At 67.8% G+C, this 23561-nt stretch carries 19 protein-coding genes and 1 other RNA gene; 9 read left to right on the top strand and 11 right to left on the bottom strand.

Annotated features, from left to right (window positions below; all coding sequences use genetic code 11):
* Positions 1 to 111: 111 nt before the first annotated feature.
* On the bottom strand, positions 112 to 1230 hold the full coding sequence (locus ACIPVK_RS16410) for a hypothetical protein (protein WP_407613047.1): 1119 nt from the start codon (positions 1228 to 1230) through the stop codon (positions 112 to 114).
* A gap of 745 nt (positions 1231 to 1975) precedes the next feature.
* On the opposite strand from ACIPVK_RS16410, the gene ACIPVK_RS16405 reads away from it, so the two are divergent.
* Both ACIPVK_RS16405 and ACIPVK_RS16400 read left to right on the top strand, forming a co-directional pair.
* Positions 1976 to 2602, top strand: a complete 627-nt coding sequence (locus ACIPVK_RS16405; RefSeq protein ID WP_407613046.1) for a hypothetical protein — start codon at positions 1976 to 1978, stop codon at positions 2600 to 2602.
* Positions 2603 to 2628: 26 nt separating this feature from the next.
* A complete protein-coding gene (locus tag ACIPVK_RS16400; RefSeq protein WP_407613045.1) occupies positions 2629 to 5079 on the top strand; it encodes a S26 family signal peptidase in 2451 nt (816 codons plus the stop codon).
* 108 nt (positions 5080 to 5187) lie between these two features.
* On the opposite strand, the gene mnmA is transcribed toward ACIPVK_RS16400, so the two are convergent.
* The 3 genes from mnmA to ACIPVK_RS16385 all read right to left on the bottom strand — a co-directional run bounded on the left by mnmA (position 5188) and on the right by ACIPVK_RS16385 (position 8556).
* The gene (gene mnmA / locus ACIPVK_RS16395) at positions 5188 to 6324 is read right to left on the bottom strand and encodes a tRNA 2-thiouridine(34) synthase MnmA (protein ID WP_407613044.1); all 1137 of its coding nucleotides are present in this window, start codon (positions 6322 to 6324) and stop codon (positions 5188 to 5190) included.
* Positions 6321 to 7511, bottom strand: a complete 1191-nt coding sequence (locus ACIPVK_RS16390) for a cysteine desulfurase family protein (protein WP_407613055.1) — start codon at positions 7509 to 7511, stop codon at positions 6321 to 6323. Before ACIPVK_RS16390 ends, mnmA begins: the two co-directional genes overlap by 4 nt.
* A gap of 133 nt (positions 7512 to 7644) precedes the next feature.
* Positions 7645 to 8556, bottom strand: coding sequence for a hypothetical protein (locus ACIPVK_RS16385; protein ID WP_407613043.1), 912 nt, complete (start codon positions 8554 to 8556; stop codon positions 7645 to 7647).
* Positions 8557 to 8690: 134 nt separating this feature from the next.
* Here ACIPVK_RS16385 and folP point away from each other — a divergent pair, with 134 nt between their 5' ends.
* From folP to ACIPVK_RS16360, 5 genes are all read left to right on the top strand, one after another.
* The gene (gene folP / locus ACIPVK_RS16380; protein WP_407613042.1) at positions 8691 to 9659 is read left to right on the top strand and encodes a dihydropteroate synthase; all 969 of its coding nucleotides are present in this window, start codon (positions 8691 to 8693) and stop codon (positions 9657 to 9659) included.
* Complete coding sequence (locus ACIPVK_RS16375) at positions 9659 to 10450, top strand: dihydrofolate reductase family protein (RefSeq protein WP_407613041.1); 792 nt, start codon at positions 9659 to 9661, stop codon at positions 10448 to 10450. The genes folP and ACIPVK_RS16375 overlap by 1 nt, the downstream gene beginning before the upstream one ends.
* Positions 10451 to 10508: 58 nt before the next feature.
* Positions 10509 to 11432, top strand: a complete 924-nt coding sequence (locus ACIPVK_RS16370) for a J domain-containing protein (RefSeq protein ID WP_407613040.1) — start codon at positions 10509 to 10511, stop codon at positions 11430 to 11432.
* A 96-nt stretch (positions 11433 to 11528) separates the two neighbouring features.
* Positions 11529 to 11999 (top strand): tRNA (cytidine(34)-2'-O)-methyltransferase, encoded by a 471-nt coding sequence (locus ACIPVK_RS16365; protein ID WP_407613039.1) that lies wholly within the window; start codon positions 11529 to 11531, stop codon positions 11997 to 11999.
* A gap of 122 nt (positions 12000 to 12121) precedes the next feature.
* On the top strand, positions 12122 to 12679 hold the full coding sequence (locus ACIPVK_RS16360; protein ID WP_407613038.1) for an anti-sigma factor domain-containing protein: 558 nt from the start codon (positions 12122 to 12124) through the stop codon (positions 12677 to 12679).
* Positions 12680 to 12793: 114 nt separating this feature from the next.
* On the opposite strand, the gene ACIPVK_RS16355 is transcribed toward ACIPVK_RS16360, so the two are convergent.
* The 4 genes from ACIPVK_RS16355 to ACIPVK_RS16340 all read right to left on the bottom strand — a co-directional run bounded on the left by ACIPVK_RS16355 (position 12794) and on the right by ACIPVK_RS16340 (position 17290).
* The gene (locus ACIPVK_RS16355) at positions 12794 to 13549 is read right to left on the bottom strand and encodes a PIG-L deacetylase family protein (RefSeq protein ID WP_407613037.1); all 756 of its coding nucleotides are present in this window, start codon (positions 13547 to 13549) and stop codon (positions 12794 to 12796) included.
* A gap of 6 nt (positions 13550 to 13555) precedes the next feature.
* Entirely contained in the window at positions 13556 to 14509 is a 954-nt protein-coding gene (locus ACIPVK_RS16350) for an electron transfer flavoprotein subunit alpha/FixB family protein (RefSeq protein ID WP_407613036.1), read from the bottom strand.
* Positions 14510 to 14528: 19 nt separating this feature from the next.
* The gene (locus ACIPVK_RS16345; RefSeq protein WP_407613035.1) at positions 14529 to 15350 is read right to left on the bottom strand and encodes an electron transfer flavoprotein subunit beta/FixA family protein; all 822 of its coding nucleotides are present in this window, start codon (positions 15348 to 15350) and stop codon (positions 14529 to 14531) included.
* Positions 15351 to 15682: 332 nt separating this feature from the next.
* The gene (locus ACIPVK_RS16340) at positions 15683 to 17290 is read right to left on the bottom strand and encodes a S1C family serine protease (protein WP_407613034.1); all 1608 of its coding nucleotides are present in this window, start codon (positions 17288 to 17290) and stop codon (positions 15683 to 15685) included.
* Positions 17291 to 17560: 270 nt separating this feature from the next.
* On the opposite strand from ACIPVK_RS16340, the gene ACIPVK_RS16335 reads away from it, so the two are divergent.
* Together ACIPVK_RS16335 and ACIPVK_RS16330 are read left to right on the top strand one after the other, a co-directional pair.
* Positions 17561 to 19621: a TPM domain-containing protein gene (locus ACIPVK_RS16335; RefSeq protein ID WP_407613033.1), complete on the top strand. Its 2061-nt coding sequence runs from the start codon at positions 17561 to 17563 to the stop codon at positions 19619 to 19621.
* 125 nt (positions 19622 to 19746) lie between these two features.
* Positions 19747 to 20493 (top strand): PspA/IM30 family protein, encoded by a 747-nt coding sequence (locus tag ACIPVK_RS16330; protein ID WP_407613032.1) that lies wholly within the window; start codon positions 19747 to 19749, stop codon positions 20491 to 20493.
* Positions 20494 to 20970: 477 nt separating this feature from the next.
* On the opposite strand, the gene ssrA is transcribed toward ACIPVK_RS16330, so the two are convergent.
* From ssrA to ACIPVK_RS16315, 3 genes are all read right to left on the bottom strand, one after another.
* Positions 20971 to 21340, bottom strand: a transfer-messenger RNA (tmRNA) gene (gene ssrA, locus ACIPVK_RS16325).
* Positions 21341 to 21523: 183 nt separating this feature from the next.
* Positions 21524 to 22006, bottom strand: a complete 483-nt coding sequence (smpB, locus tag ACIPVK_RS16320) for an SsrA-binding protein SmpB (RefSeq protein WP_407613031.1) — start codon at positions 22004 to 22006, stop codon at positions 21524 to 21526.
* Positions 22007 to 22062: 56 nt separating this feature from the next.
* Complete coding sequence (locus ACIPVK_RS16315; protein WP_407613030.1) at positions 22063 to 23517, bottom strand: peptidoglycan DD-metalloendopeptidase family protein; 1455 nt, start codon at positions 23515 to 23517, stop codon at positions 22063 to 22065.
* Positions 23518 to 23561: the final 44 nt, after the last annotated feature.

The raw sequence follows: 23561 nt of genomic DNA, 5'->3' as shown, positions 1-23561 counted from the left end.
CTATCAAGGGCCAGGGATTGTGCTGAATCCCCAAGAGGGCTCCAGCGGCCCGAGACGTGGCTGCTGGTCGCGGTCGGCCGGCTTCTTGCTGCCGACCGCGACCAAGCCCGCCTAGCCTGCGATGAGTTCCATGACACGACCCTGGTGGACTGCCCTGTAGATATCGTCACGAATGAGATTGGCTTCCCGGGCGGTGAGGGTGCTTTCGATCGGCCGGAGCGTAATGCGAATCAGTGCGTTCGCCTGCCCTGGTTCGATCTGCAGCCTGTCCCGTGCCGCCACAGGCAGCTCCTCGCAGTCGGTCAATCCAAGAAGTTCAACCGATTCAAGGTCGTCCATGCGCTCCCCGAGCGCTTGGCGGACTTCGTCGCCCAGGATCTCCTCGTCGAAGGATGTTGGGACGACGATCGAGATGTCGCGCCGAATCGGAGGAAGAAGCGAGACCGGTTGCCACGGCGCCAGATCGAGCATCTGGGTTCCGATGCGTTGGTCACGGGCACGCAGGAGCCGGATGTCGGGAATGCCCTTGCGCAGCATCAGCGCCCGGTCCAGGCCCATTCCCAGGGCGAGGCCCGACCACCGCTCCGGGTCGAGTCCGGCCTCGTTGAAGAGGTGCGGCGCCATCATGCCGCATTCGGCGAGTTCCAACCATATGCTGCCGACCAGCACGTCCACTTGCAGCCCGTTGGTCGTGTAGGGATGGACGGCAGGCACCGTGCGCCATTGGGCACCGGGCAAGACCGCTTCGACGAGGACGGCGATCATCGCTTCAAGGTCGGCCGGCCCCAGGGCCGGGGATGGACAGATCCGCCACAGGTCGACCTGGTGGGGGGCGCCGACGTGGGTCCGGTCGATGGCGTCCCGTCGATACACCAGCCCGGGCATGACGACCAGTTCGTCCAACGCGCCGGTTCGCGGCAGATTCCTGAGCAACGACGGGACCGATGCCGAGGTGTGGCTCCTGAGCATCGCCGTGGGGCTCACGTATCGCGAATACCGTTGATCGCGGGTCACGGTCGACGCGGAGAAGCCCAGGTTGTCGTAGTTGTCGGCGACCGAGACCAGGGGGCTGTTTCGCACCGTCTTGGCGACCAAGCCCCAACGTTGGGTGAGAGCCGTGGTGACCTGGTGCAGCAGCTCTTGCATGGCGTGTGGGCCGTGCTCGGGATTGGAGAGATCGCGGAGCGTTAAAGCGTCGTGGAGTTCATCTGCGGAAAGATAAGTAGTCATGGGAAGTCCTTGTCTGGGTTTGGATCGGTGGATAATCCCCCGATCCGCTCCGCCGCCAGGACCTAGGCGCGCGCCTCAGAGCCCTCGCGACCGGCAACCGGTCGGGGGCTGATAAATCGCAGAGAGATACGCATGAGGCCAAGGCTAGCAGGTTGCCCATTTCCGTCCAAGGGAACCCTTGGCCTGGCGCACGCGGCGACCGCAGGTCGAATGAAGCCTCATGTTGGCCCGGCACTCTCTGTTTGCGTTCTGGCTCGAGTCCGCCGGCCAACGCTGCCACGATGTACGCCATTTCAGGGCTGACGGATGTTCGCCACATTGGTCAACTTTCGTGCCGCAACGCCATGCGACCCCGAGGCGCAGCCGAAACCTTCGCGGAAACCGTGTTTTGGCCTGGGCCCGCTGTCGCCGATTACATTGCCACCTCTTCGATTTTGGAACCGGATTGGAATGAAGTGACTCAGAGTTCTTCAACTCGTCTGAGGATGGTCGACCATTTGCTTGCCCTATCTTGAATTATTCATTCCCGACCTAGGTGCGCATAGAGCCCCGGGACAGGAAAACGAGAGTTGACAGGGCCTTCCGGGTGGCAAACTGCAAACATGCCAGCTAAAGTCGAATTGGGGCGGCTTCCAAGTCATTGGGAGTCCTATACGCTTGGGGACTTGCCAATACCTGGGACTCCTCGACTGGCGGACCGGGTTGGTAATTCAACTTCATCGGTTCCAAGACAAAGGCCTAGGTCATGAAAACTCCTTCTGCGCGTACCCGGAAAATCGCCATGTTCGGCGCGGCCCCGCTGGCCATCTTGATTGCCGGCGGAATGGTCTGGCAGGGTTCCCAAGCTGCCTTTACCGCTTCCACCCGAAACGCCGGCAGCGCATGGAGCACCGGCAACGTCGTCCTCACCGACGACGACCTGGGTGCCGCCGCATTCACGGTGGAAAACATAGTCCCAGGCCAGGCCGGCCAAAAATGCATCGTGGTTACTTCCCAATCCAACGTCCCGGGCGAGGTTCGTGCCTACACGCAGAATCTGATATCCGCGAAGGGCCTCGAGGACCGGATCTTCTTCGACTTGGAGCAGGGCACGGGCGGCTCGTTCAACGATTGCACCGGTTTCACGCCCACCGCCAACAACGTCCCCGAACTGCCCCTCTCCACGCTGGCGTCGGTCAACCGAGACTTTGCCACCGGCGGCGCGCCGTGGGATACGGCAGGCAACCCCGGCGAGACCCAGAGCTATCGCGGGACTTGGCGCTTCGACACCACCGGCATGAGCCAGAGTGAGGTCAACGCCCTGCAAGGCGCCCGCGTGGGCATCGACCTGGTGTGGGAGCTCCAGTCCGACCAGTCGCCCACGGCGCCGTAGCCGGGCGGCTACGGCAGATCTAACCTGTGAACCGGGAGGAACCCGGGTCCGCCCGGAAACCCTCCCGGTGGTACCCGCTGTTTTCCGCTGACGGCTGGACGCTGTTCCTGGCGTCCATTGCCTCGCGGCTGTATCTAGGCGTGTTGCTGAGCCTTGCACTGATCGCGATGCTGCCTGCCGTGCTGGGCTGGCACGGCACGGTGGTGCAGAGCGGTTCCATGGAACCTCACATCAATGCCGGCGATGTAGTGCTGGCTGCGGATTTCGGAGCAACCCAGCAGGTTCCGGTTGGCGGCGTGGTGGAGTTCACCAGCCCGGCCGAGGCCGAACCCGGCGGTGCGGAGAGGATCCGGCTGCACCGGATCGTTGCCGAGAACCCGGACGGAACCTTTGTCACGGCGGGCGACGCAAACGTCCAGGTGGACAGCACCCCGCTGGAGCGCGGGCAGATCACCGGGCAAGCCAGGATCCTCGTTCCGGCCATCGGGCTCCCCGGCTTCTGGCTGGGCAGTGGAAACCTCACCGCGCTGGCCTGGTGGGGCGTGCTGACGCTGCTCGCGGTCGTCGTGGCTGTGTTCGGAAGCCGCACCTCCGAAGACGGTGAAGACGGGAGTGAACGGAACGATGACAACGGCGACTCGGCCCCCACCGGCAACCGGACAGGGCGATGGAAATCCGGTGCTGCCCTCGCCATCGTTGCTGCTCTTGCCGCCTTGGTGTTTGCCACCGCCACGGCTTTCTCGTCCGCGGCATTCACTGCAGCCACCTCGAACGCCTCCAATGTGTTCGGAGCCGCGGAAGACTGGACGCCGCCAACCGCAGCCATGTCGAGTCCCGGGTCCACGGTCCGGGCAGGCGTAACCCTGACGGCGGTAGCCAGCGATGGTGAAACCGGGATCCGCAGCGTGGCCATCCAGTACCTGCCACCCAATGGCGAGTGGACCACGCTGTGCACCAAAACGGCCGAACCCTACGCGTGCCAATGGAACACGCAGACCGTGCCGGACGGGGACTACAGGCTCCGGGCAGTCGCCACGGACAACTCGGGCCTGAGCACCACCTCGTCCTCGGTGCAAACCACCGTGGCCAACGCGTTCGCGGTGGTCCTCGAGAATCCCGACGAGGTCGTGCGCGGCAACGTGAATCTCACGGCAACCCTGCACAGCCCCGGAAGCACCGCTTACGCCGTCCGCGTAGAGTATTCCTCCGCAGGTGCCAACAAGTGGAACACGCTGTGCCAGAACCTGCTCGCCCCTTACAGATGCACGTGGCCGACAGTAAACTTCGCCAATGACGCCTACGACCTCCGCGCAGTGGCCGTTTCAGGGTCCACGTCCACCTACTCGGACACCGTCACCGACGTGCTGGTGGACAATCTTGCACCCACGGTGACCATGAGCGATCCGGGCACACCGCTGCGAGGCGTCAGCACGTTCGCTGCCATGGCCGCGGACGCCCATTCGGGTGTCAGCCAAGTGCAGATCCAGTACGCCCGCACGGGCACCAGTACCTGGGCACAGTTGTGCACCCTCACCGCGGCACCCTACTCCTGCCGTTTCAACACCACGGCGCTGGCCAGCGCCTCCTACAGTTTCCGGGCCGTCGCTACGGACGACGCGGGCAACAGCACGACGTCGGTTCCCGTGGCCAACAGGGTGGTGGACAATACGGTGTCGTCGGTGTCCATGGAGGATCCCGGCGCCTACCTGACGGGCAATGCAACCCTTTCGGCGGTGGCGAATTCGACGGCGGGCGTGGGCAGCGTCCGGATCCAATCCTCGCCTTCCGGGACGAACACTTGGACCGCGCGCTGCACCCTGGCCTCAGCGCCGTACTCGTGCGACTGGGACACGCGGACCGCGGCGGATGGACTGTACGACTTCCGTGCGATCCTCACCGACGGAACCGGCAGGGAAACGATCTCTGTCCCGGTCACCGCGCGGCGGGTGGACAACAGCCCCCTGCGCGCCGCAGACATCCAGGCCGCCAACGGCACGGGAACCGCGGGCAGGCTCGACGCCGGCGACACCCTGACATTCACCTACAGCCAGCAAGTCAGCCTCCCGTCGGTCACGCCGGGATGGGGCGGCGCTTCCCAGCCGGTGACGGTCCGCTTGCGGGACGGCAACGTCCAGGGCCTGGGCACGGGCGGCAACGCAGACGTGGTGGATATCCAGCGACCGGGCAGCACGGTGAATCTGGGCTCGGTGAACACCAAGGGGAGCTTCGCCAAGAACAATCGGACGGTCACCTTCAACGGCACCATGACGGCCGCAACCCTGACCACCGACGGCGTCCCCCGGACCGTTGTCACCGTGACGCTGGGAAGCCCGTCCAGTGGATCCGGCAGCCTGCGCACCGCCACCACGGCCGGCTCAATGGTGTGGTCCCCGACCTCGTCCGTCACCAGCACCACCGGCGTCGGAAGTTCCCTGGCCCCGGCCACCGAATCGGGATCCGTCGACAAGGATTTCTGAGCCGGGCACAAGCACGGGCACCCTCCGCCCGCCGGGCGCGAAGAAGGCCCCGTTCGGTTTGGTTCATCCAAACCGAACGGGGCCTTCCCTGGCCGTGGCCGGGTTGGCCTAGGACACCAGGGACGGGTCCCAGGCGGTGGAGCGGGCCGAATCGATGGTGGCCTGGCCCAGCACGCGGGTGCCCTGGTAAATGACCATGGTCTGGCCCGGGGCGACACCGCGCATCGGCTCGATGAGCGTGGCGACCAGGACGTTGCTGCCGTCTTCCTGCGGCTCGACGCGGGCGCGGGCATCGACCGGGTCCCCGTGCGCGCGCACCTGGACCATGCAGTCGAACTCGGTGCCGGCGGCCGCGTCGGCGATCGGCAGCCCGGCCCAGGAGATGCGGATGCCGCGCAGCTCGTCGACGGCCAGCAGGGCCTCGGGGCCGACGATGACCTTGTTTTCCTTCGGGCGGATTTCCAGCACGAAGCGGGGCTTGCCGTCGGCCGCGGGAGTGCCGAGCTTCAGGCCCTTGCGCTGCCCGACGGTGAAGGCGTGGGCGCCCTCGTGCTCGCCCAGGGACTTGCCCTCCTGGTCAACGATCTCGCCCTTGGTCATGTCGATGCGCTCGGCCAGCCAGCCGCGGGTGTCCCCGTCGGGGATGAAGCAGATGTCGTGGCTGTCGGGCTTGTTGGCCACCGAGAGCCCGCGTGCCTCGGCCTCTGCACGGACCTCGGCCTTGGACGGGGTGTCGGCCAGCGGGAAGATGCAGTGCTCCAGCTGCTCGTGGGTGAGCACGCCCAGCACGTAGGACTGGTCCTTGGCCCAGTCGGCGGCGCGGTGCAGCTCCGGGTTGCCGGCCTCGTCGCGGATGACCTTGGCGTAGTGGCCGGTGCAGACCGCGTCGAAGCCCAGCGCGATGGCCTTTTCCAGCAGCGCGGCGAACTTGATGCGCTCGTTGCAGCGCATGCAGGGGTTGGGGGTGCGGCCGGCCTCGTACTCGGAGATGAAGTCGTCGACCACATCCTCCTTGAAGCGCTCGGAGAAGTCCCACACGTAGTACGGGATGCCGAGCTTGTCGCAGGCGCGCCAGGCGTCGTTGGAGTCCTCGACGGTGCAGCAGCCGCGGCTGCCGGTGCGCAGGGTCCCGGGCATGCGGCTCAGCGCCAGGTGCACGCCGACGACCTCGTGGCCGGCCTCGACGGCGCGTGCCGCCGCGACCGCGGAGTCGACCCCGCCGCTCATTGCTGCCAAAACCTTCATCGTGTGAACCCTGTCCCTGCCGTTTGGATGCTGCTGACTTGTGCGGCCATGCCGGCCTTTTTGGCCCGTGCATAGGCCTCGGGCAATGCCGCCACCAGTTTCTCAACGTCGGCGGGGCCCGTTGTATGCCCGAGTGTGAAGCGTTGTGCGCCACGTGCCGTGGCCTCGTCCCGGCCCATGGCCAGCAGCACGTGTGAGGGGCGCGGCACCCCGGCGGTGCACGCGGACCCGGTGGAGGAATGGATCCCGAGCATGTCCAGCACGAAAAGCAGCGAGTCGCCCTCGCAGCCCGGGAAGGTGAAGTGCGCGTTGCCCGGCAACCGGGTGCCCGCGTGTGAGGGATCCGCGGTGCCGTTGAACACGGCCTCGGGAATCAGCCTCGACACCCCGTCGATGAGCGCGTCGCGCAGCGTGGCCAGGCGCTCGGCTTCGGCTTCCAGGTTGGCCGCGGCCTGCGTGGCGGCGGCCGCGAAACCGGCGGCGGCCGCGGCGTTCAGCGTGCCGGAGCGCAGCGCGCGTTCGTGCCCGCCGCCGTGCTGCACGGGGGTGAGCACGACATCGCGGCGCACGAAGAGGGCGCCGATTCCCACGGGCCCGCCGATCTTGTGGGCGGAGACGGCCATGGTGGCCAGCCCGGAGCCGGCGAAATCGGTGGGCACCGAGGTGAAGGCCTGCACGGCGTCCGAGTGCACCGGGATGCCGTGGGCGTCGGCGAGCGCAACCACCCGGGCCACGGGCTGGACGCTGCCGACCTCGTTGTTGGCCCACATGAGGGTGATCAGGGCGATGTCGTGGGGGTTCTTCGCGATTTCGCATTCCAGCGCGGCGAGGTCGATGACGCCGTCGGCGTCCACCTCGAGCCAGGTGACCTCGGCCCCCTCGTGGTCCGCCAGCCACTGGACGGTGTCCAGGACCGCGTGGTGTTCGATGACCGAACAGAGGACGCGGGTGCGTGCGGGGTCCGCGGCGTTGCGGTTCCAGTACAGGCCCTTGATCGCGAGGTTGTCCGATTCGGTGCCGCCGGAGGTGAAGACGACCTCCGAGGGGTGGGCCCCGGCCGCGGCGGCCAGCTGTTCGCGGGCCTCCTCCGTGACGCGGTGGGCGCGGCGTCCGGCGCCGTGCAGCGAGGAGGGGTTGCCGGTCTGCGCCAGCTCATGGGTCATCGCGGCAAGCGCGGGTCCCGACATGGGTGTCGTTGCTGCGTGGTCTAGGTATACGGGGCTCGTGGACACCGAACAATTCTAGCCCTCTTGCGGGTTTTCGGGGCGGAGTGATTGCTCACAGCGCCCCCGCCCGCACGCCAACTAGCCCGCCGGCGGGCTAGTTGCCCTCCTGCTGGAAGTACTCCCCCGCCAGCTCCTCGGGGTCGAAGGGCTCGGTGTCGGGCGCAGGCAGCTCGTTGCGGGTGTCGCCCGCGGCATCGAGCCGGGAGTCGGCGTCGACCTCCCACGCCTCGATGCCCTCGCAGCCCAGCAGCGCGTCGATGAGCTCGCGGCTGCCGCCGACGATGGTGGAGTCCTCGTACAGCTCGGTGGACATCAGCCAGGCGCGGTCCTTCGGCCAGGCCAGGTTGGGCGACTGGCGCTGTTCGCCCAGGGAGGTCCGGGCCCACAGCGGGCTGGCCAGGTCCTCCGCATCGCCGCGGAAGACGTAGAAGGAGCGGTAGCCGGAGCCGATCTGCAGCGTCGGGGCGTTCCTGACCTCATCGGAGAACGCCGGCGCCTTCGCCTGGGCCGCAAGCTCCGCGGTGCGCCGCTTGTTTTCCTCCTCGCCCAGCGCGGGATCGTCCTGGATCACGACCTCCACCTGGTCCCCGCCGTGGATGAAGGCCAGTCCGTTCCACAGTGCCAGGTGGATTTCATCCGGGGTACCGGTGTGTGCCGCCAGCACCGGGGCGATGGTGCGCAGCTCGGCGGCCCCGAGGCCGTCCCAGCCCGGGGCCTCGCCCTCCCAGGAGTCCTCTGCCAGCGGCACCCCGTCCTCCCCGATCCCGGAAAGCGCGGCGAACTGCGCCAGCGCGTGCATGGTGCTCCCGCGCCGCTTGGCGATCGCATCCCAGCGCACGGGCTGCCCGTCGGCCCCCATGGCCGGGTGGAAGATCCTCACGTAGGCGGCAAAGCCGCGCGGCACCTGCCCGGCCACCAGGTTCGCGGTGTCGGCGTCACGGCCTTGTTCCGCCAGGGCCTGCACTATCCATGCGCCGGCCTCGGGGGCGACGAAGTTCAAAGTCATTCATACAGGGTACCGAAGCCCGCGCCCGCGGAGCGCCAGGCGGTCCCCCGCCGGCGACCGGGACCCCGTTGCACCCTCCCAAAAGCTTCTAAAACTGATAAGAATGATCTAACAGATCATTGCAAGGAGCCCGCATGAGCATGTATCTACCCGCACTTCGCCATCCGGTCCACCGCTTTGCGCATCGCAGCATCGATTTCAGCACACAGGTCGCGTTGATGGCGATCATCAACCGCACCCCCGACAGCTTCTACGACTCCGGGGCGACCTTTGCCCTGGGCTCCGCCGTGGACGCTGCCCTGCAGGCGGTCGACGCCGGGGCCGACTGGATCGACATCGGCGGGGTGCCCTTCTCCCCCGGCCCGGCCCTGTCGTGGCAGGAAGAGGCCCAGCGGATCGTCCCGGTCATCGAGGCCGTGCGCGCGCAATCGGACGTGATCATCTCCGCCGACACGTTCCTGCCGGAGGTCGCTTCCGCGGCCATGGCCGCCGGCGCCGACGTCATCAACGACACCACCGGACTGAGCAACCCGGAGCTCGGACGGGTCGTGGCCGAGGCCGGGGCGCACCTGGTCATCACGCATTCGCTCGCCGCGCCCCGGACCATCTACCCGCGCCCGACCTACGACGACGTGGTGGCGGAGGTGGCGGGGTACCTGCGCCGGAAGGTCGCCTTCGCCCGCTCCCTGGGGGTCGCAGAGGAGAAGATCATCGTGGACCCGGGCCACGACCTGAACAAGAACACGCTGCACACCCTGGCCATCACCGCCGGGTTCGAGGCGATCGCGGCGCTGGGCTACCCGAGCCTCGCGGCGGTCTCCAACAAGGACTTCATCGGCGAGTCGCTGGATTTGCCCAAGTCCGAACGCACCGCCGGATCCATGGCGGCGGCCACCATGTGCATCATGAACGGGGCCCGGATCATCCGCATGCACAACGTCCCCGAGTCCGTCTCCACCATACGGATGCTGGAGGCCGCCATGGGGTGGCGCGAGCCTGCCTACCTGGTCCACAACATGGGCGACGTCAATCCCCCGGCGCACCCCGGCACCTCGTCGGCCGACACCCAGTCGGCCCGCCGGGACGTCAGGGAGGACGCCTGATGCGCCGCCTGCTGCCGGAGGCCGCGGCCGACCTCGACGATGCCGGGCTGCTGGATTCCTACGCACCCCCGGGAGGCGCGGACCCGTTCGTCCGCTTCAACTTCGTCTCCTCGGTCGACGGGGCCGCGACGCTCGGCGGCCTCTCCGGGGCCCTGGGCACCGCGGCGGACAAGCGTGTGTTCATGCTGCTGCGCCGGGCGGCCGACGTGATCCTGGTCGGCGCCGGGACCGTGCGGGCCGAGGGCTACGACGGGGAGCTGCTCGATGCCCCCTCGCGTGCCTGGCGCCTGGAGCACGGCATGTCCGAACGCCCCGTGCTGGCGGTGGTCTCCGGGCACCTGGGCCTGGACCCCGACGGGGACCTCTTCACCCGGAACCCCGGCAAGATCCTCCTGCTCACTTCCGCCGCGGCGGACCCCGGGCGGGCGGCCGCCCTGGGTGCGGTGGCAGAGGTCGTTTCCGCCGACGCACCGGGAACCTCCATCGACCCCCGGTGGATCATCAAGACGCTGCACGGCAGGGGCCTGCGCGTGATCCATTCCGAGGGCGGGCCCACGCTCCTGGGCGACTTCGTGCGGGCCGACGCGGTGGACAGCCTCTGCGTGACCTTCTCCCCGCTGCTGGCGGCCGGGGACTCGCCCCGGATTGCCCGCGGCGCCGCGCCCGAGGTGCCCCGGGAGCTGGCGCTGCACCTGCTCCTCGAGGAGGACGGAGGCCTGCTGGCCGAATACCGCCGGCCCCGGCCCGGCGGAAGCGCCCCCGCCGGGCAAACACCCACCGGCAACCGGTAGGATCGCTTGAGCAACATCGCGCATCGATGCCTGCTCCCCCGATCCGAAAGGCAGCCACGTGGCCCAGCGGCAAACCCATTATGAGGTACTGGGCGTTGCCCCCACCGCCAGCGCCACCGAGATCAAGTCCGCCTACCGTCGCGCCGCCCGGCTGACGCATCCGGACCACGGCGGAAACGCCCAGGACTTTGCCCGCGCCACCCTGGCCTACGAGACCCTCATCGACCCCGAGGCCCGCACCCGCTACGACCGCAGCTACGGCACCGAGTCAAGCTACCTGCGCGGCAAGGCACCTGCCGGCGGGGCCGGCGGCCCGGCGTCCGGCGGCTCGATGCGTTTCGAGACCGGCGGGCCCCGCCCCGCGGCAACCGACGCCACGGTCTATGTCCCGGGCCTCGATGGCCCCGGCGCCGTCGACCGTGCTACCTCCGTCCGCCAGGTGCACGGCACCCCGCGCAAGCGCGGGATCTTCGGCGCCCAGGCCCGCCTGGCACGCGAGAGCCGCACGGTTCAGTTGCTGACCCGCCAGGTGCTGCCGTCGCTGCCCTCCACGCGCCTGGTCAACGGGCTGCACGCCCCCAACGGCGGCTACATCGACCATGTGCTGCTCGGCGGCTACCGGCTGGCGCTGATCCACTCGATGATGCTGCCCAAGGGCGTCTACCGCTGGGACGGGGCATCGCTGCTGCGCGACGGCAAGCACATCGACCCGCCGCGCATCGCCCCGCTGGTGCACGACATGCAGCGCCTGTTCCCCGAACTGAACGTCACGGGCTGGACCGTCATCCTGTCCCCGGACGGGAACCTGCACGAACCGGTGATCGACTACGCCCGCGGCGGCGAACCGGGGCCCATGAACGTGCTCAACGTCGTCAACGCCATCAACCTGGTGCGGGAAATGAAGATGTTCCTGGGCACCGGGCCCGCCCCGCATGTGGTGGATCGCACAATTCTGGCCCGGCTGCTGGGCGGAATGTACTGACCACGGGGGCCGCACGCCCGGCCGCGGGACGGGCGTGCCGCGCCACGGATCCGGCCCCTGCCGGCGGCGGGTCGTGCGCACCGTAAACTGGGGTGCGTGTTCCGAATCCTTTTTTACACTCCAGAAATTCCCGGCAATACCGGCAACGCCATCCGCCTGGCCGCGGTCACCGGCGCCGAACTGCACCTCGTCGAGCCGCTGGGCTTCGATTTCGAGGACTCCAAACTGCGCCGCGCCGGCCTTGACTACCACGACCTTGCCGTAGTGACGGTCCACCAGGACCTGGCCTCCGCCTGGGAGGCACTGGCCCCCTCGCGCGTCTTCGCCTTCACCTCCGAGGGCGAGACGATGTACACCGACGTCTCCTACCAACCGGGCGACGTGCTGCTCTTCGGCCCCGAGTCCGTCGGACTGCCCGCCGAGGTGAAGAAGGACGCCCACGTCACCGCCACGGTGCGCCTGCCCATGCTGGAGGCCCGGCGCTCGCTGAACCTGGCAAACTCGGCATCCATCGCGGTGTACGAGGCCTGGCGCCAGCACGGATTCGCCGGCACCGGCGCGCGCTAGGCAACGCCACTGCGGGCCGCCGGAACCCAGCCGGCACACAAGAAACACCTAGGCTACTGGCCTATGCTTACACGTGGCCTTCCCCGGCCACCCAACTCGATTTCCAAAGGACGGCAACCCTCATGACCGGCATCGATCCCTCCATCCCCGCGCACCGCGGCGACGAGAACGACGAGAACCTCGGCATGGACCTCGTCGACCAGGTTTCCACCCATGCCGAGCGCCCCGCCCGGCGCCCGCTGAAGCGCTGGATGTTCGTGGTCGCGGCCCTGGCCGTGGTCGTCATCGGCCTCGTCGCCGGGCTGGTGAACCTGATTCCGACCAACTACGTCTCCAAGGTCGAGCGCGCCTCCGACCAGGTCGTCGCGCAGACGGAGCTGGAAGACGGCGGGCACGCGGTGCTCACCACCTCGGCCAAGGCCGACGCCGGCATGGTCGAGCTGACCGACCTGCCGCGCCTGGAAGCCAACGAAACCTACGCGGTGTGGCTCATCGAGGCCTCCACCGACAGGCCGACCCTGCTGGCCAACGTCCTTCCCGACGAGAATCCCATCCGGGAGGGCTTCAACGGCGTCGGGAAGATCGGCTCGGTGATGGTCTCGCTGGAGCCCGCCGACGGCAGCAGCACCGCCCCGAGCACCGAGCCGCTCGCCGTGCTCGACCTGCCCGAGGCCAAGTAGCGCGGCACCCGCGCCGCACACGAAAGTGGGCCGCCACCCCCCCTTCACGGGGAGTGGCGGCCCACTTTCACTTAATGCCGCCGCTTGATGCTGCAGCAGCCAGGCGCCTCGGCGCTAGAAGCCTGCGATGGTGTCCGCCGCGTTGACCGCGACCACGTGGAAGGCCTCGGCCAGGGCGCCGGGGGCGAACCCCGCCTTGGTGCCCTGGTCCTGGCACTGGGCGCGCACGTAGCGTTCCATGGCCGGCACGTCGGGGTGCTGGCTCAGGTGCTGGCGCAGCGCCGCAAGCTTCTGCTCGAACACCTCCGTGATGTCCACCCGGTGGTTCTCCCGCTCGGCCGGGGCCCCGTAAAGCCAGAGCCACGGCAGCTTGTACGCTTCCAGACCCGCTTCGAGCAGTTCCGGGTAGGAGAACGGGTTCTCCACCGCCGGATAGATGGCCCGGGTCACCGCCTCCCCGCATGCCAGGTGGTCGGGGTGCGAGCGCTGGATCCGCTCCCAGTTGCGTTCCGGGTGCATGGCCAGAACCACGTCGGGGCGCAGCGCGCGGATCAGCGCGACCACCTGCTTCATGACGCGGTGGTTGGGCTCCAGGAACCCGTCGGCCTCCCCCAGGAAATGCACGGTGTCCACGCCCACCAGGGCCGCGGCCGCGCGCTGCTCGGCGTGCCGGGTGGCGGTGATCTGCTCCGCGGTCCGTGCGTCGAAGCCGCCGGCGTCCCCGTCGGTCATGATGCAGTATTCGACCTGCACGCCCGCCGCGGTCCAGGCAGCCACGGTGCCAGAGGCCCCGAAGTCCAGGTCGTCGGGATGCGCGCCGAAGCACAGCACCCGCTGGACCTTTTGGGCCTGCGGGTCAAAGATTCCCACGCCGCCCTAGCCCTTGCGCCGGCGGATCTCGGCGGCTGCCTGCGGCAGCACCTGCGCCAAATCGCCCACGATGCCCAGGTCCGCGATCTCGAACACCGGGGCGTCGGGGTCCTTGTTGATCGCGATGATGGTCTTGGCGGTCTGCATGCCGGCCTTCTGCTGGATCGCCCCGGAGATGCCCGCGGAAATGTACAGCTGCGGAGAGACCGTCGTGCCGGTCTGCCCCACCTGGGCGGAGTGGTCGATCCACCCGGCGTCGGTGGCCGCGCGCGAGGCGCCCACCGCCGCGCCCAGCGCGTCGGCCAGGTCCTCCACGGGACCGAAGTCCCCGTCCACGCCGCGGCCGCCGGCCACCACGAAGCGGGCCTCGGACAGCTCCGGGCGCCCGGTGGCGGTGTGCGGTGCGGTGGCGGTGATGCGGGCCGCCGGGGCACTGTCCCCGAGTTCAAGCTCGTGCACCGGTGCGGTTGCGCCGGTGGCAGGGGCCGCCTCGGGCAGCTCGACGCTGTTGGCCTTCAGCGTGATCAGCGCCGGGCCGCGGGTGACCTGCGCCTTCACGGTGTAGCTTCCGGCGAGCACCGGCTTGGTCACCGTGAAATCCGCGTCGACGTCGATGGCGTCGGTGATGACCCCGGCGTCCAGGCGCACGGCGGTGCGGGCGGCGATTTCGCGGCCCTCGACGGTGTTGGGCAGCAGCACCGCGGCGGCGCCCGATGCGAGCACCGCGGCCTCCAGCAGCGAGACGGCGGGGGCGATGAGCCCGGCGGCGTCCAGCCCGCCGGCGGCCGCGTAGAAGCCGGTGGCCCCGGCGGCGCCCAGCGCGGCCAGCGCCTGGCCGTCGGCCGGTCCGCCCAGCACCGCGGTGGCCTGCCCCAGGCGGGCGGCCAGGGCCAGCAGTTCACGCTGCCCCTTGCTGGCCGTGCCGGCGGGGGCGTGGATGTATACCAAAATGTTCGACATGTTTATCCCCTTGTTGGTGCTAGAGCAGCTTGGCGTCGGCAAGGAAGTCCACCAGCGCGATGCCGGCCTGGCCGGAGTCGGTGATGATTTCCCCGCCCGTGCGCGGCGGGCGCGGCACGGCCTCGAGCACGCGGGTCGCGGACCCTGCGGCGCCCACGGCCGATTCGGCCAGGCCCAGCTCGGCAAGCGTGAGCGTGGTGATCTTCTTTTTCTTGGCCGCCAGGATCCCGCGGAAGTTCGGGTAGCGCGGCTCGTTGGCCTGGTCGGTGACCGAGATGACCACCGGCAGCGCGGCTTCCAGGGACTGCGCGCCGTCATCGCCCTGGCGCACCCCGGTGACGGTGTCGGAGCCGGGAGCGAGTTCGACCTTGGAGAGGTTGGTCAGCTGCGCCATGCCCAGGCGTTCGGCCAACTGCGCGGGGACCAGGGAGGTCTCGGCGTCGGTGGAGGCCATGCCGGTGAGCACCACGTCGAAGCCGCCGAGGTGCTTGATGGCGGTGGCCAGCACCAGCGAGGTGGCCCCGGCGTCGGAGCCGGCCAGCGCGGGATCGGTGATGTGCACGCCCTTGGCGGCACCCATCTGCAGGGACTTCTTCACGGCGTTCGCTGCCGCCTCGGGCCCCATGGTCAGGGCCGTGACGGTGTTGCCGGCCTTGTCCCCGCCGCGGGACTCGGCCAGGGCCAGGGCCGCCTCGATGGCGTATTCGTCGAGTTCCGACAGGACGGAGTCCTTGCGGTCCAACCGGTTCCCCGGGCCGGTCAGGTGGCGCTCGAATTGGACATCGGGCACGTGTTTGACCAACACGAGAATGTTCAGGGGCGTGCCGGTGTTCTGGCTCATTGCTGCCTTTCTGCAAAACATGGACAGATCTGCGGGGGAAACGGCGGCCGCTGCGCACGGGCCGCCTCCAGGGGCGGGCGGGACCGGCCCTTCTCCCGGTCTCTATCGTATCGGTGCCGGCGGGTGCCCGGTGGCAGGTGCCGGGGCACCGCGTGCGGCCGGCGCACGGCCCCGACGCGCCAAACGCGCCGGTGCCGGCAGGAAGTGGTGGTTCTCCCTGCCGGCCCCGACGCGTCCGGGTACATTTCGCCGCATTTCGCAGCGTTGCGCCCCGTTTCGCCGTGCGCGGCCCGGCGACGCGCCGCATGTTGCGCCGTGTTGCGGCGCGGTTCTCAGGCGGCCGGGGATTCCCCGACTGTGACGGTGGCCGTTGCGTCCGACCCGCCGCGGGTGTAGTGGATGTCCGCGGTGCCGCCGGCCGGGATCTCGCGGATCGCCGCGGTCAGCGAGGTGCTGTCGGAGATCATGCGGGTGTCGACGCCGGTGATGACGTCGCCGACCTCCAGGCCCGCCTTGGCCGCCGGGCTGTCGGGCACGACCTTCCTGACCTCGGCGCCGACGCTGAAGGAGGACGAGCCGCCGTCCTTCACCGACGCCGCCTTGGCCCGCACCTCGACGCCCAGCATGCCGTGCGAGGCCGAGCCGTCGGCGATGATGTCGTTGGCGATGCGCTTGGCGTAGTCGATCGGGATCGCAAAGCCGACGCCGATCGAGCCGCTGTCCGCGGAGGCGCCGGAGCCGGACCCGGATGAGGCGATCGCGACGTTCACGCCGATGATGTCCCCGTTGACGTCCACCAGGGCGCCGCCGGAGTTGCCGTGGTTGATGGCGGCGTCGGTCTGGATGACGTTGATGTAGATCGAGCCCTCGCCCCCGGACTGCTGCTGTTCCGGGGCGCCGGGGAACTGGAAGTTGAACTGGTTGTCCTCGCCGCTGTCCTCGGCGCCCTCGCCGTCCTTGGGCACCGCCGAGGAGGCGACGGAGATGGTGCGGTTCAGCGTGGAGACGATGCCGTCGGTGACAGTGCCGCTCAGGCCCAGCGGGGCGCCGATAGCGATGGCGGTGTCGCCCACGTTCAGGTTGCCCGAGGCGCCCAGCGTGGCGGGAACCAGGTTCTGCGCGTCGATCTTGATCACCGCGAGGTCCGAGAGCGGGTCGGTGCCCACCAGGGTTCCGTCGTGCACCTTCCCGTCGGAGGTGCGCACGGAGATCGCCGGGCTGCCGGTGGTGCCGCCCAGGGTCACCACGTGGGTGTTGGTGAGGATGTGGCCGGCGGTGTCCAAGATGATCCCGGAGCCAGAGCCGGCCGAACCGGAGCCCGCGACGTCGATGGTCACCACGCTGGGACTGGCCTTGGCCGCCGCGGCGGTGACGGCCGTGACGTTCTTCGGGTTGTTGATCACGACGTCGCCCTGCGGGGTCGCGCTGCTCGATGACACCGTCGTGCCGTTGGAGGACATCACGTAGTTGGCGCCGACAGCCCCGCCGGCACCCACGAGGGCCGCCGCCACCATGCCCACGATCAGGGCACCGGAGGTGAACTTCTTCGGGGCGTTGTTCCGCGCCGGCGGCACCGGGACGGTGAAGGCCGCGGCGTGTTCCTCGGCGGTCGGGGTTCCGTACGGCGAGCCGGCATGCTGCGGCTGTGAGTTCCAGGCGTGCCCCGGTGCCGGCTGGTGTGCCGGCGGCTGCGGCTGCGCGTTGCCGGCGGCGTCCTGTTCGGTGGCACCGGTGTGGCGCGGCAGGGCCTGGGTGGGATCGGCGGCACCGTCGATCTTTGCCGCCGGCGCCTGTGGGGCGGCCGATGTCTCCGGCGTGCTGGCGCCAGTGGCCGGCGGTGCCACCGGGCGCGGCGGCACGGCGCCGGATCCGGATCCGGATCCGGGCTGCGACTCGCCGTCGGCCGGGGTGCCCGGGTTCTTGGACTCGTTCTCGCTCATGGCTCTTCTTCCCATCCTGAAGGTGGACAATCCTGCGTTTCCTGGTTACAACTATGCCCTTGCGGGCTGTGGCGGCGAAAAGGAGAACCTGAGTGTCGGCTGTGAGAATGCGTGATTCCCATCCCCCTGCGCGGTGCTGCGGCGATTCTGTGGACTCGCGCCCATCGCCCCCATAGAATCGACATCGACAGCAGAAACCGGAACGTTGCCAGTATCCACGCACCAGACCAGGCCTTTCTGCGGCCGACCATGCAAGGGTGAAGGAAAAATATGAAGTCGCTCCCCCGGCGGATGGCACTTGTTGCCTCCGCAGGAATCTTGTCCCTGTTCATGCTTGCACCGCCGGCCTCGGCCGACTCCCCCGTGCAGATTCCCCCGGGCGAATTCGTGGTGGACCAGGCACGGGTCCTGGGCTCCGATGCCACCGAGGTGACCGACGCGGTGAACCAGCTGCGCCTGGACACCGGCCAGTCGCTCTTCGTCATCTACGTGGATACCTTCTCCAATCCCGACGACCCCGACGACTGGGTCCGCGAGGTGGCCGAGAACAAGCAGATGGGCAGCAGCGACTCGGTACTGGCCATCGCGGTCGGGCAGCGCCAGGCCCGCCTGGTGTCCCACGACGACGGCGACATCGTCGACCAGGACCAGGAAATCTTCACCAAACTGGTCAGCCCGCAATTGTCGCGGGACGACTGGGCCGCCGCGGCGCTGGGCGCCGTCACCGGCATCGAGAACGTCGCCGCGGGCAACTCCCCCACCGGGCAGGAGGCCACGAACGGAACCGGCGAATCGGGCGGTTCCGGCGGCGGTGCCGGCTGGATCCTGGTCGGCGGCGTCGCGATCGTCGGCGGCGCCACGGCCTGGGCGCTGGCACGCCGCAAGAAGCTTCCCGCCGGTCCCCCGCAGGTGGCCACGGGCCCCGACGGCAAGCCGCTGGAGCCGCTCGCATCGCTCAGCATCCCGGATCTTCGCACCAAGGCGGGCAGCCTGCTGATCGCCGCGGACGATGCCATCCGCTCCTCCGAGCAGGAGGTCGGCTTCGCGCAGGCGCAATTCGGGGAAGCCGCCGTCAAGCCCTTCGCCGAGGACATCGAGGCCGCCAAGGCCCACATGTCCGAATCCTTCAAGTTGCAGCAGCAGCTCGACGACCACATTCCCGACACCGAGGCCGACCAGCGCTCCTGGCTCGGGGAGATCATCCGCCGCTGCGAGGCGGTGAACGAAACCCTGGAGGCGCACACCGAAGAGTTTGCGTCGCTGCGCGAGCTGGAACAGAACGCCCCGGCGGCTGCCGCCTCGCTCAAGGCGCAGATCGAGCCGATGCGCCAGCGCGTCGGCACCGTGCGGGACCAGCTCACCGGGCTCACCGCCCGCTACACCGACGGCGCGCTGCACCAGGTCCACACCAACATCGCCGAGGCCACCGACCGGCTGGACTTCGCCAACACCGCGGTGCTCACCGCGGAGGCGAAGATCTCCGCATCCGAGTCGGCCGAGGCCGCCGTGGCGGTGCGTGCCGGCGAGGACGCCGTGCACCAGGCAACCGTGCTGCTTGACGCCGTCGCCCATGCCGGGGACGACCTGGACAAGGCCCGTGCCGACCTCGAATCCCTGGTCTCCACCGCCGCCAAGGACCTGGCCCAGGGCCGCGCCCTGGTCGCCAACGGCTCCAACCCCGAGCTCGCCGGTTCCGTCGCCGTCCTGGAGGCCGCGCTTTCCTCGGTCCAGACCCAGGTCGGCAGCGGCCGGGTGGACCCGGTGGCGCTCGTCTCGGAGGTCGACGCCGGCCTGCGACCGCTCAACGACCAGCTGAACCGGATCCGCGATGCGCAGGAACGCGCCAACCGCGCGGCCGAATCCCTGCAGGCGGCCATCCGCACTGCACAGATGAAGATCAGCGGCACCGACGACTTCATCAGGGCCAGGCGCGGCGGCGTGGGCGCCACGGCGCGCACCCGCCTGGCCGAGGCCCAGCGCAACCTCGAGGAGGCGTTGCGCCTGGCTCCCTCGGACCCGCTCAATGCCCTGTCCCATGCCGAGCACGCGTCTGCGCTGGCCGACCAGGCCGCACGCGAGGCGGAAAGCGACGTCGACGGCTTCGGTGGCGGTTACGGCGGCGGCTTTGGCGGGGGTCGTGGCGGCGGCAGCGGGCTTGGCGGTGCCATCCTCGGCGGCATCCTCATTGACTCCATCCTGCGCGGCGGTTCACACTCGGGCGACTCCGGCGGCGGCCTCTTTGGCGGCGGCGGGTTCGGCGGGTTCGGCGGCGGTGGCGGAGGCGGCGGCTTCGGTGGCGGCTTCGGCGACGGCGCGGGAGGCAGCTTCTAGGAAGCGCCGGTGCCGCGGAAGCCGTTTTGCACACTCCCGGCCCACAGATTGCAGTACCGCGGTTCCGGAACCCGGAAGCGCGACAGAGAAAAGTTCAACAAGATCAGTCAACGAAAGGTCTCACCGTGGTAAAGCAGTCTATTTTTGGCCGTGTCGCCCAGCTGGCCAAGGCCAACATCAACGCCATGCTCGATTCGGCGGAAGATCCGCAGAAGATGCTCGACCAGATGGTGCGCGACTACACCGATAATATCGCCGAGGCCGAAACGGCAGTGGCGCAGACCATCGGCAACCTGCGCATGATCGAGGAAGACTACACCGAGGACGTGCAGGCCGCCTCCGACTGGGGCAACAAGGCGCTGGCGGCATCGGGCAAGGCCGACGAGTTCCGCTCCGCCGGCGACGGCGCAAATGCCGACAAGTTCGATTCGCTGGCCAAGGTAGCCATCCAGCGCCAGATGCAGTCGGAGTCCGAGGCAAAGTCCGCTGAACCGACCATCACTTCACAGCGCGACATCGTGGACAAGCTCAAGACGGGCCTGGACGCCATGAAGTCCAAGCGCCAGGAGCTTGTTTCCAAGCGCGACGAGCTCGTTGCACGCGCCAAGTCCGCCCAAGCCCAGAACCAGGTGCAGGAGGCCGTGAAGTCCATCGACATCATGGATCCCACCAGCGAGGTCAGCCGCTTCGAGGAAAAGATCCGTCGCGAGGAAGCCCGCGTGCGCGGCGCCGCCGAGCTTGCCTCCTCGTCGCTGGACGCGCAGTTCAACTCGCTGGAGGACATGGGCGAGCAGACCGAGATCGAGGCCCGCCTCGCCGCATTGAAGGCGCCGAAGGCAGCGCCCTCGATCACCACCGGCGCGGGCGAGTAACCCACACCGGCCCGACGCACCACGGCCGCCCGCGGGCTGCCACTCGAGGGGGCGGACGGATACGGGGTACACCGGCACCAAGCCGGAACCCCGTCTCCATCCGCCCCCTTCTTGCTGCCCGGTGGCTTCCCCGCATACAGGACGCGGCCGGATTGTCGTCCCGGCGCGGGCCGCCAATGTCCCGAGGCAAAGCAAGAGCCAGGGGGTCGGGTTGCATTGCCCACCACCATGACTTCCACACGGGGAAGCTGAAACTGGTCAGGGACAGCAATGGCCTGCCAGCGGTCTTGCTGCCCAAGTATCTCGACTCCGAGCAGATTCCTCGCCGCGATGGCCACTGGCAGCGGAGGCGGCAGACAAACCCCACCTTGTTTTAGGGGTATCCGGTTTTCGGGTACTTCACGGTGTTCCCTGGTTCGGCGGTTCACCGTTAATGCAAGAAAGGCCCTGCGGATCCGGAGATTCGCAGGGCCTTCATTGTGGAGATGGGGAGAATTGAACTCCCGTCCGATGTGGTGTTGCCAGGTCTTCTCCGGGCGCAGTTTGCGTTGGAATTTCTCTGCCCCAGCCGTCATGCAAACAAGCGGCTGATCCGGGCACAGTTACCTAAATTATGCGGGTTGTTCCGGTAACACTAACTTCCCGCAGTGGCTATCTAAATGACGTAAGGAACAGGGGCGATAGCATCCCCTGGCTTACGGACTGTCTGGCTGCTTAGGCAGCGAGAGCGAAGTCAGTGCGCTTTGAGTCGGCACTTATTGTTTTGCAAAGAGCGTTTACGAGATAACTTTGCATCCTCGGCCCGCTTCACATGTCGCGACTCACACCGTCGAAACCGATCATCCCCGTATTTTGTTGTCAACGGGCAGCTTGCGCTGCCCCAACCACACGGATTAACCGCGTGTATCCAACCACACGGATTAACCGCGTGTATCTAGTCTAACGCACAATCGCTCCACGTCTATTCCCCGCCCGGTTCCGTCCACTCGGTGCAGGCAGCCGCATAAGGCCCGATACGGGAAAGGTGCGACTATTCGCGCGCTCCGCGGTTGCGTTCCCGCATCGTGCGCAGCGCCTCGCGATTGTCCTGCTTTTCACGCAGGCTCTGGCGCTTGTCATATTCCTTCTTGCCGCGCGCCACGCCGATTTCGATCTTGGCGCGTCCGTTCTTGAAATACAGGCTCAGCGGCACAATCGTCAGACCGGATTCGTTGATCTTGCGTTCGATCTTCAGCAGCTCTTGGCGATGCAGGAGCAGCTTGCGGCGCCGCCGGGCTGCGTGATTTGTCCACGAGCCATTGAGGTACTCCGGAATATAGACATTCTCCACGTACAGCTCACTGCGGTAAAACTGTCCAAATCCATCAACCAGCGATGCCTTGCCCTCACGCAGGGATTTCACCTCGGTCCCGCTGAGCACCATTCCGGCTTCGTAGGTATCGAGAATCTCAAAGTCATGACGGGCCTTGCGGTTGCTGGCAATAATCCGCTGTTCCGGGTCTTTCTTAGACACGTGGGCAACTCCTCTCCGCTAGTGGTTTCGTCACTTGGCGAGCTTATAGCTTACCGCTAGAGAAGTCCCAATGGGTTTACGGCCACACCATTGACAATGGTTTCAAAGTGCATGTGGCAGCCTGTGGAGTTGCCCGTCGTGCCGACATATCCAACGAGCTGGCCCTGATTGACGTTCTGGCCAACGCCAACCACAATGCGCTGCATGTGATGGTAGTTCGTTGCAAGAGCCCTGCCCTTGACCACACCGTGGCTGATGGTGACCTTGTTTCCAGAGGTTCCGCCCCAGCCGGCCATCCAGACTTCGCCATCCGCGGCGGCATAGACCGGCGAGCCGCATTGTCCGCCAAAGCCCCAGTCGACACCGGCGTGCACATAACCGCCTCGTCCACCATAGTCAATGGTTCCTGCTGGCGTGGGCCGCCAACCAAAGCCCGAAGTCTGCCGGCCGCCGGAAACCGGCTTGATCAGGCCCCAGGAACTACGTTCCGGCGGTGCCGCCTGCGGCGCAGGAGCAACGTACTTGGGCTTGACGTAGGTGTTCTTTTTCTTCTGGCGCGCAGCTTCTTCCCTGGCCTCCTTGGCCCGGGCCGCCTCTTCACGCTCCCATTTGGCCTTCGCTTCGGCCACACGCTTGCGCTCGGCTTCCGCCGCCTTGCGTTTGCGCTCGGCTTCCTCACGGATCAGGCGTTCCTGGCGTTCCTTGATTTCCCCGTTGATCTTGACTTGATTGGCCTCTTCGGCGCGCAGCTTCTGCTGAATACGCGGACGCTGGGCCAGAAGCTGGGCACTGAGGGCGTCGGTCTGGGAGATGATCCCATCGAGTTGCTGCTTCTTGGACTCGGCGTCATCACGGGCAACTTGCTCACGAGCCAATGCCGCATCGGCGGCCGACTTGAGATCGGTGATCTCGGCTTCGACCGCAGCCAGTCGCAACTTCGCGTTGGCGTCCGTCGCCGACTGTTCCGACAAGGCGTCGAGAGCCGCGTTCTGAGACCGCATGGCTTGGTCGGCGAGATCCATTCCGGCCGCCAGGTTGCCATCGGATGTAGCGTTCAACAGCAGGGAAAGATCCGATGAAACGCCTCCGCGCTTATAGGCTTCCGTTGCTATCTGCCCGATGATCTCTTTGGAATCCTCCAGCTTCGCCTTGCCCTCGGCAATCTTCACGTTTAGCTGGTCGCGCGTTTCGCGGGCCGCTTGGACCCTGCGGGCAAGGTCGGCGGCCTCATCGGCTGCCCTGCGCACCCGGCCCTGCGCATCGGCCAAGGCTTGTTCGGCTCCGGGAAGCTGTGCCTGCAGTCCGCGAAGCTTGGCATCGGTGACTTTGATGTCGTCGTCCAGGACTTCCAGGTCTTCGGAAAGGTGATCGATGTTCTGTTCAACCTGTTGCTTGCGGTCATCTAGCTCATCGGCGTGGGCGCCTACGCCTCCGGAGACCAGGAGTGCGATCGACAACGCACCCACGGTTCCCGAACGCGCCATGCGGCACCATACTGCTTTGGCTAACATAAATGTCCTTTGAATCCTCGGTGAACTGAATCTTTCTTAGGCAA

It is taken from the genome of Paeniglutamicibacter sp. MACA_103 (genome assembly GCF_045798555.1).
In the GTDB taxonomy this organism is placed as follows: domain Bacteria; phylum Actinomycetota; class Actinomycetes; order Actinomycetales; family Micrococcaceae; genus Paeniglutamicibacter.
The sequence above is the reverse complement of the archived record's forward strand: the minus strand, read 5'-3'. Positions and strand labels throughout refer to the sequence as shown.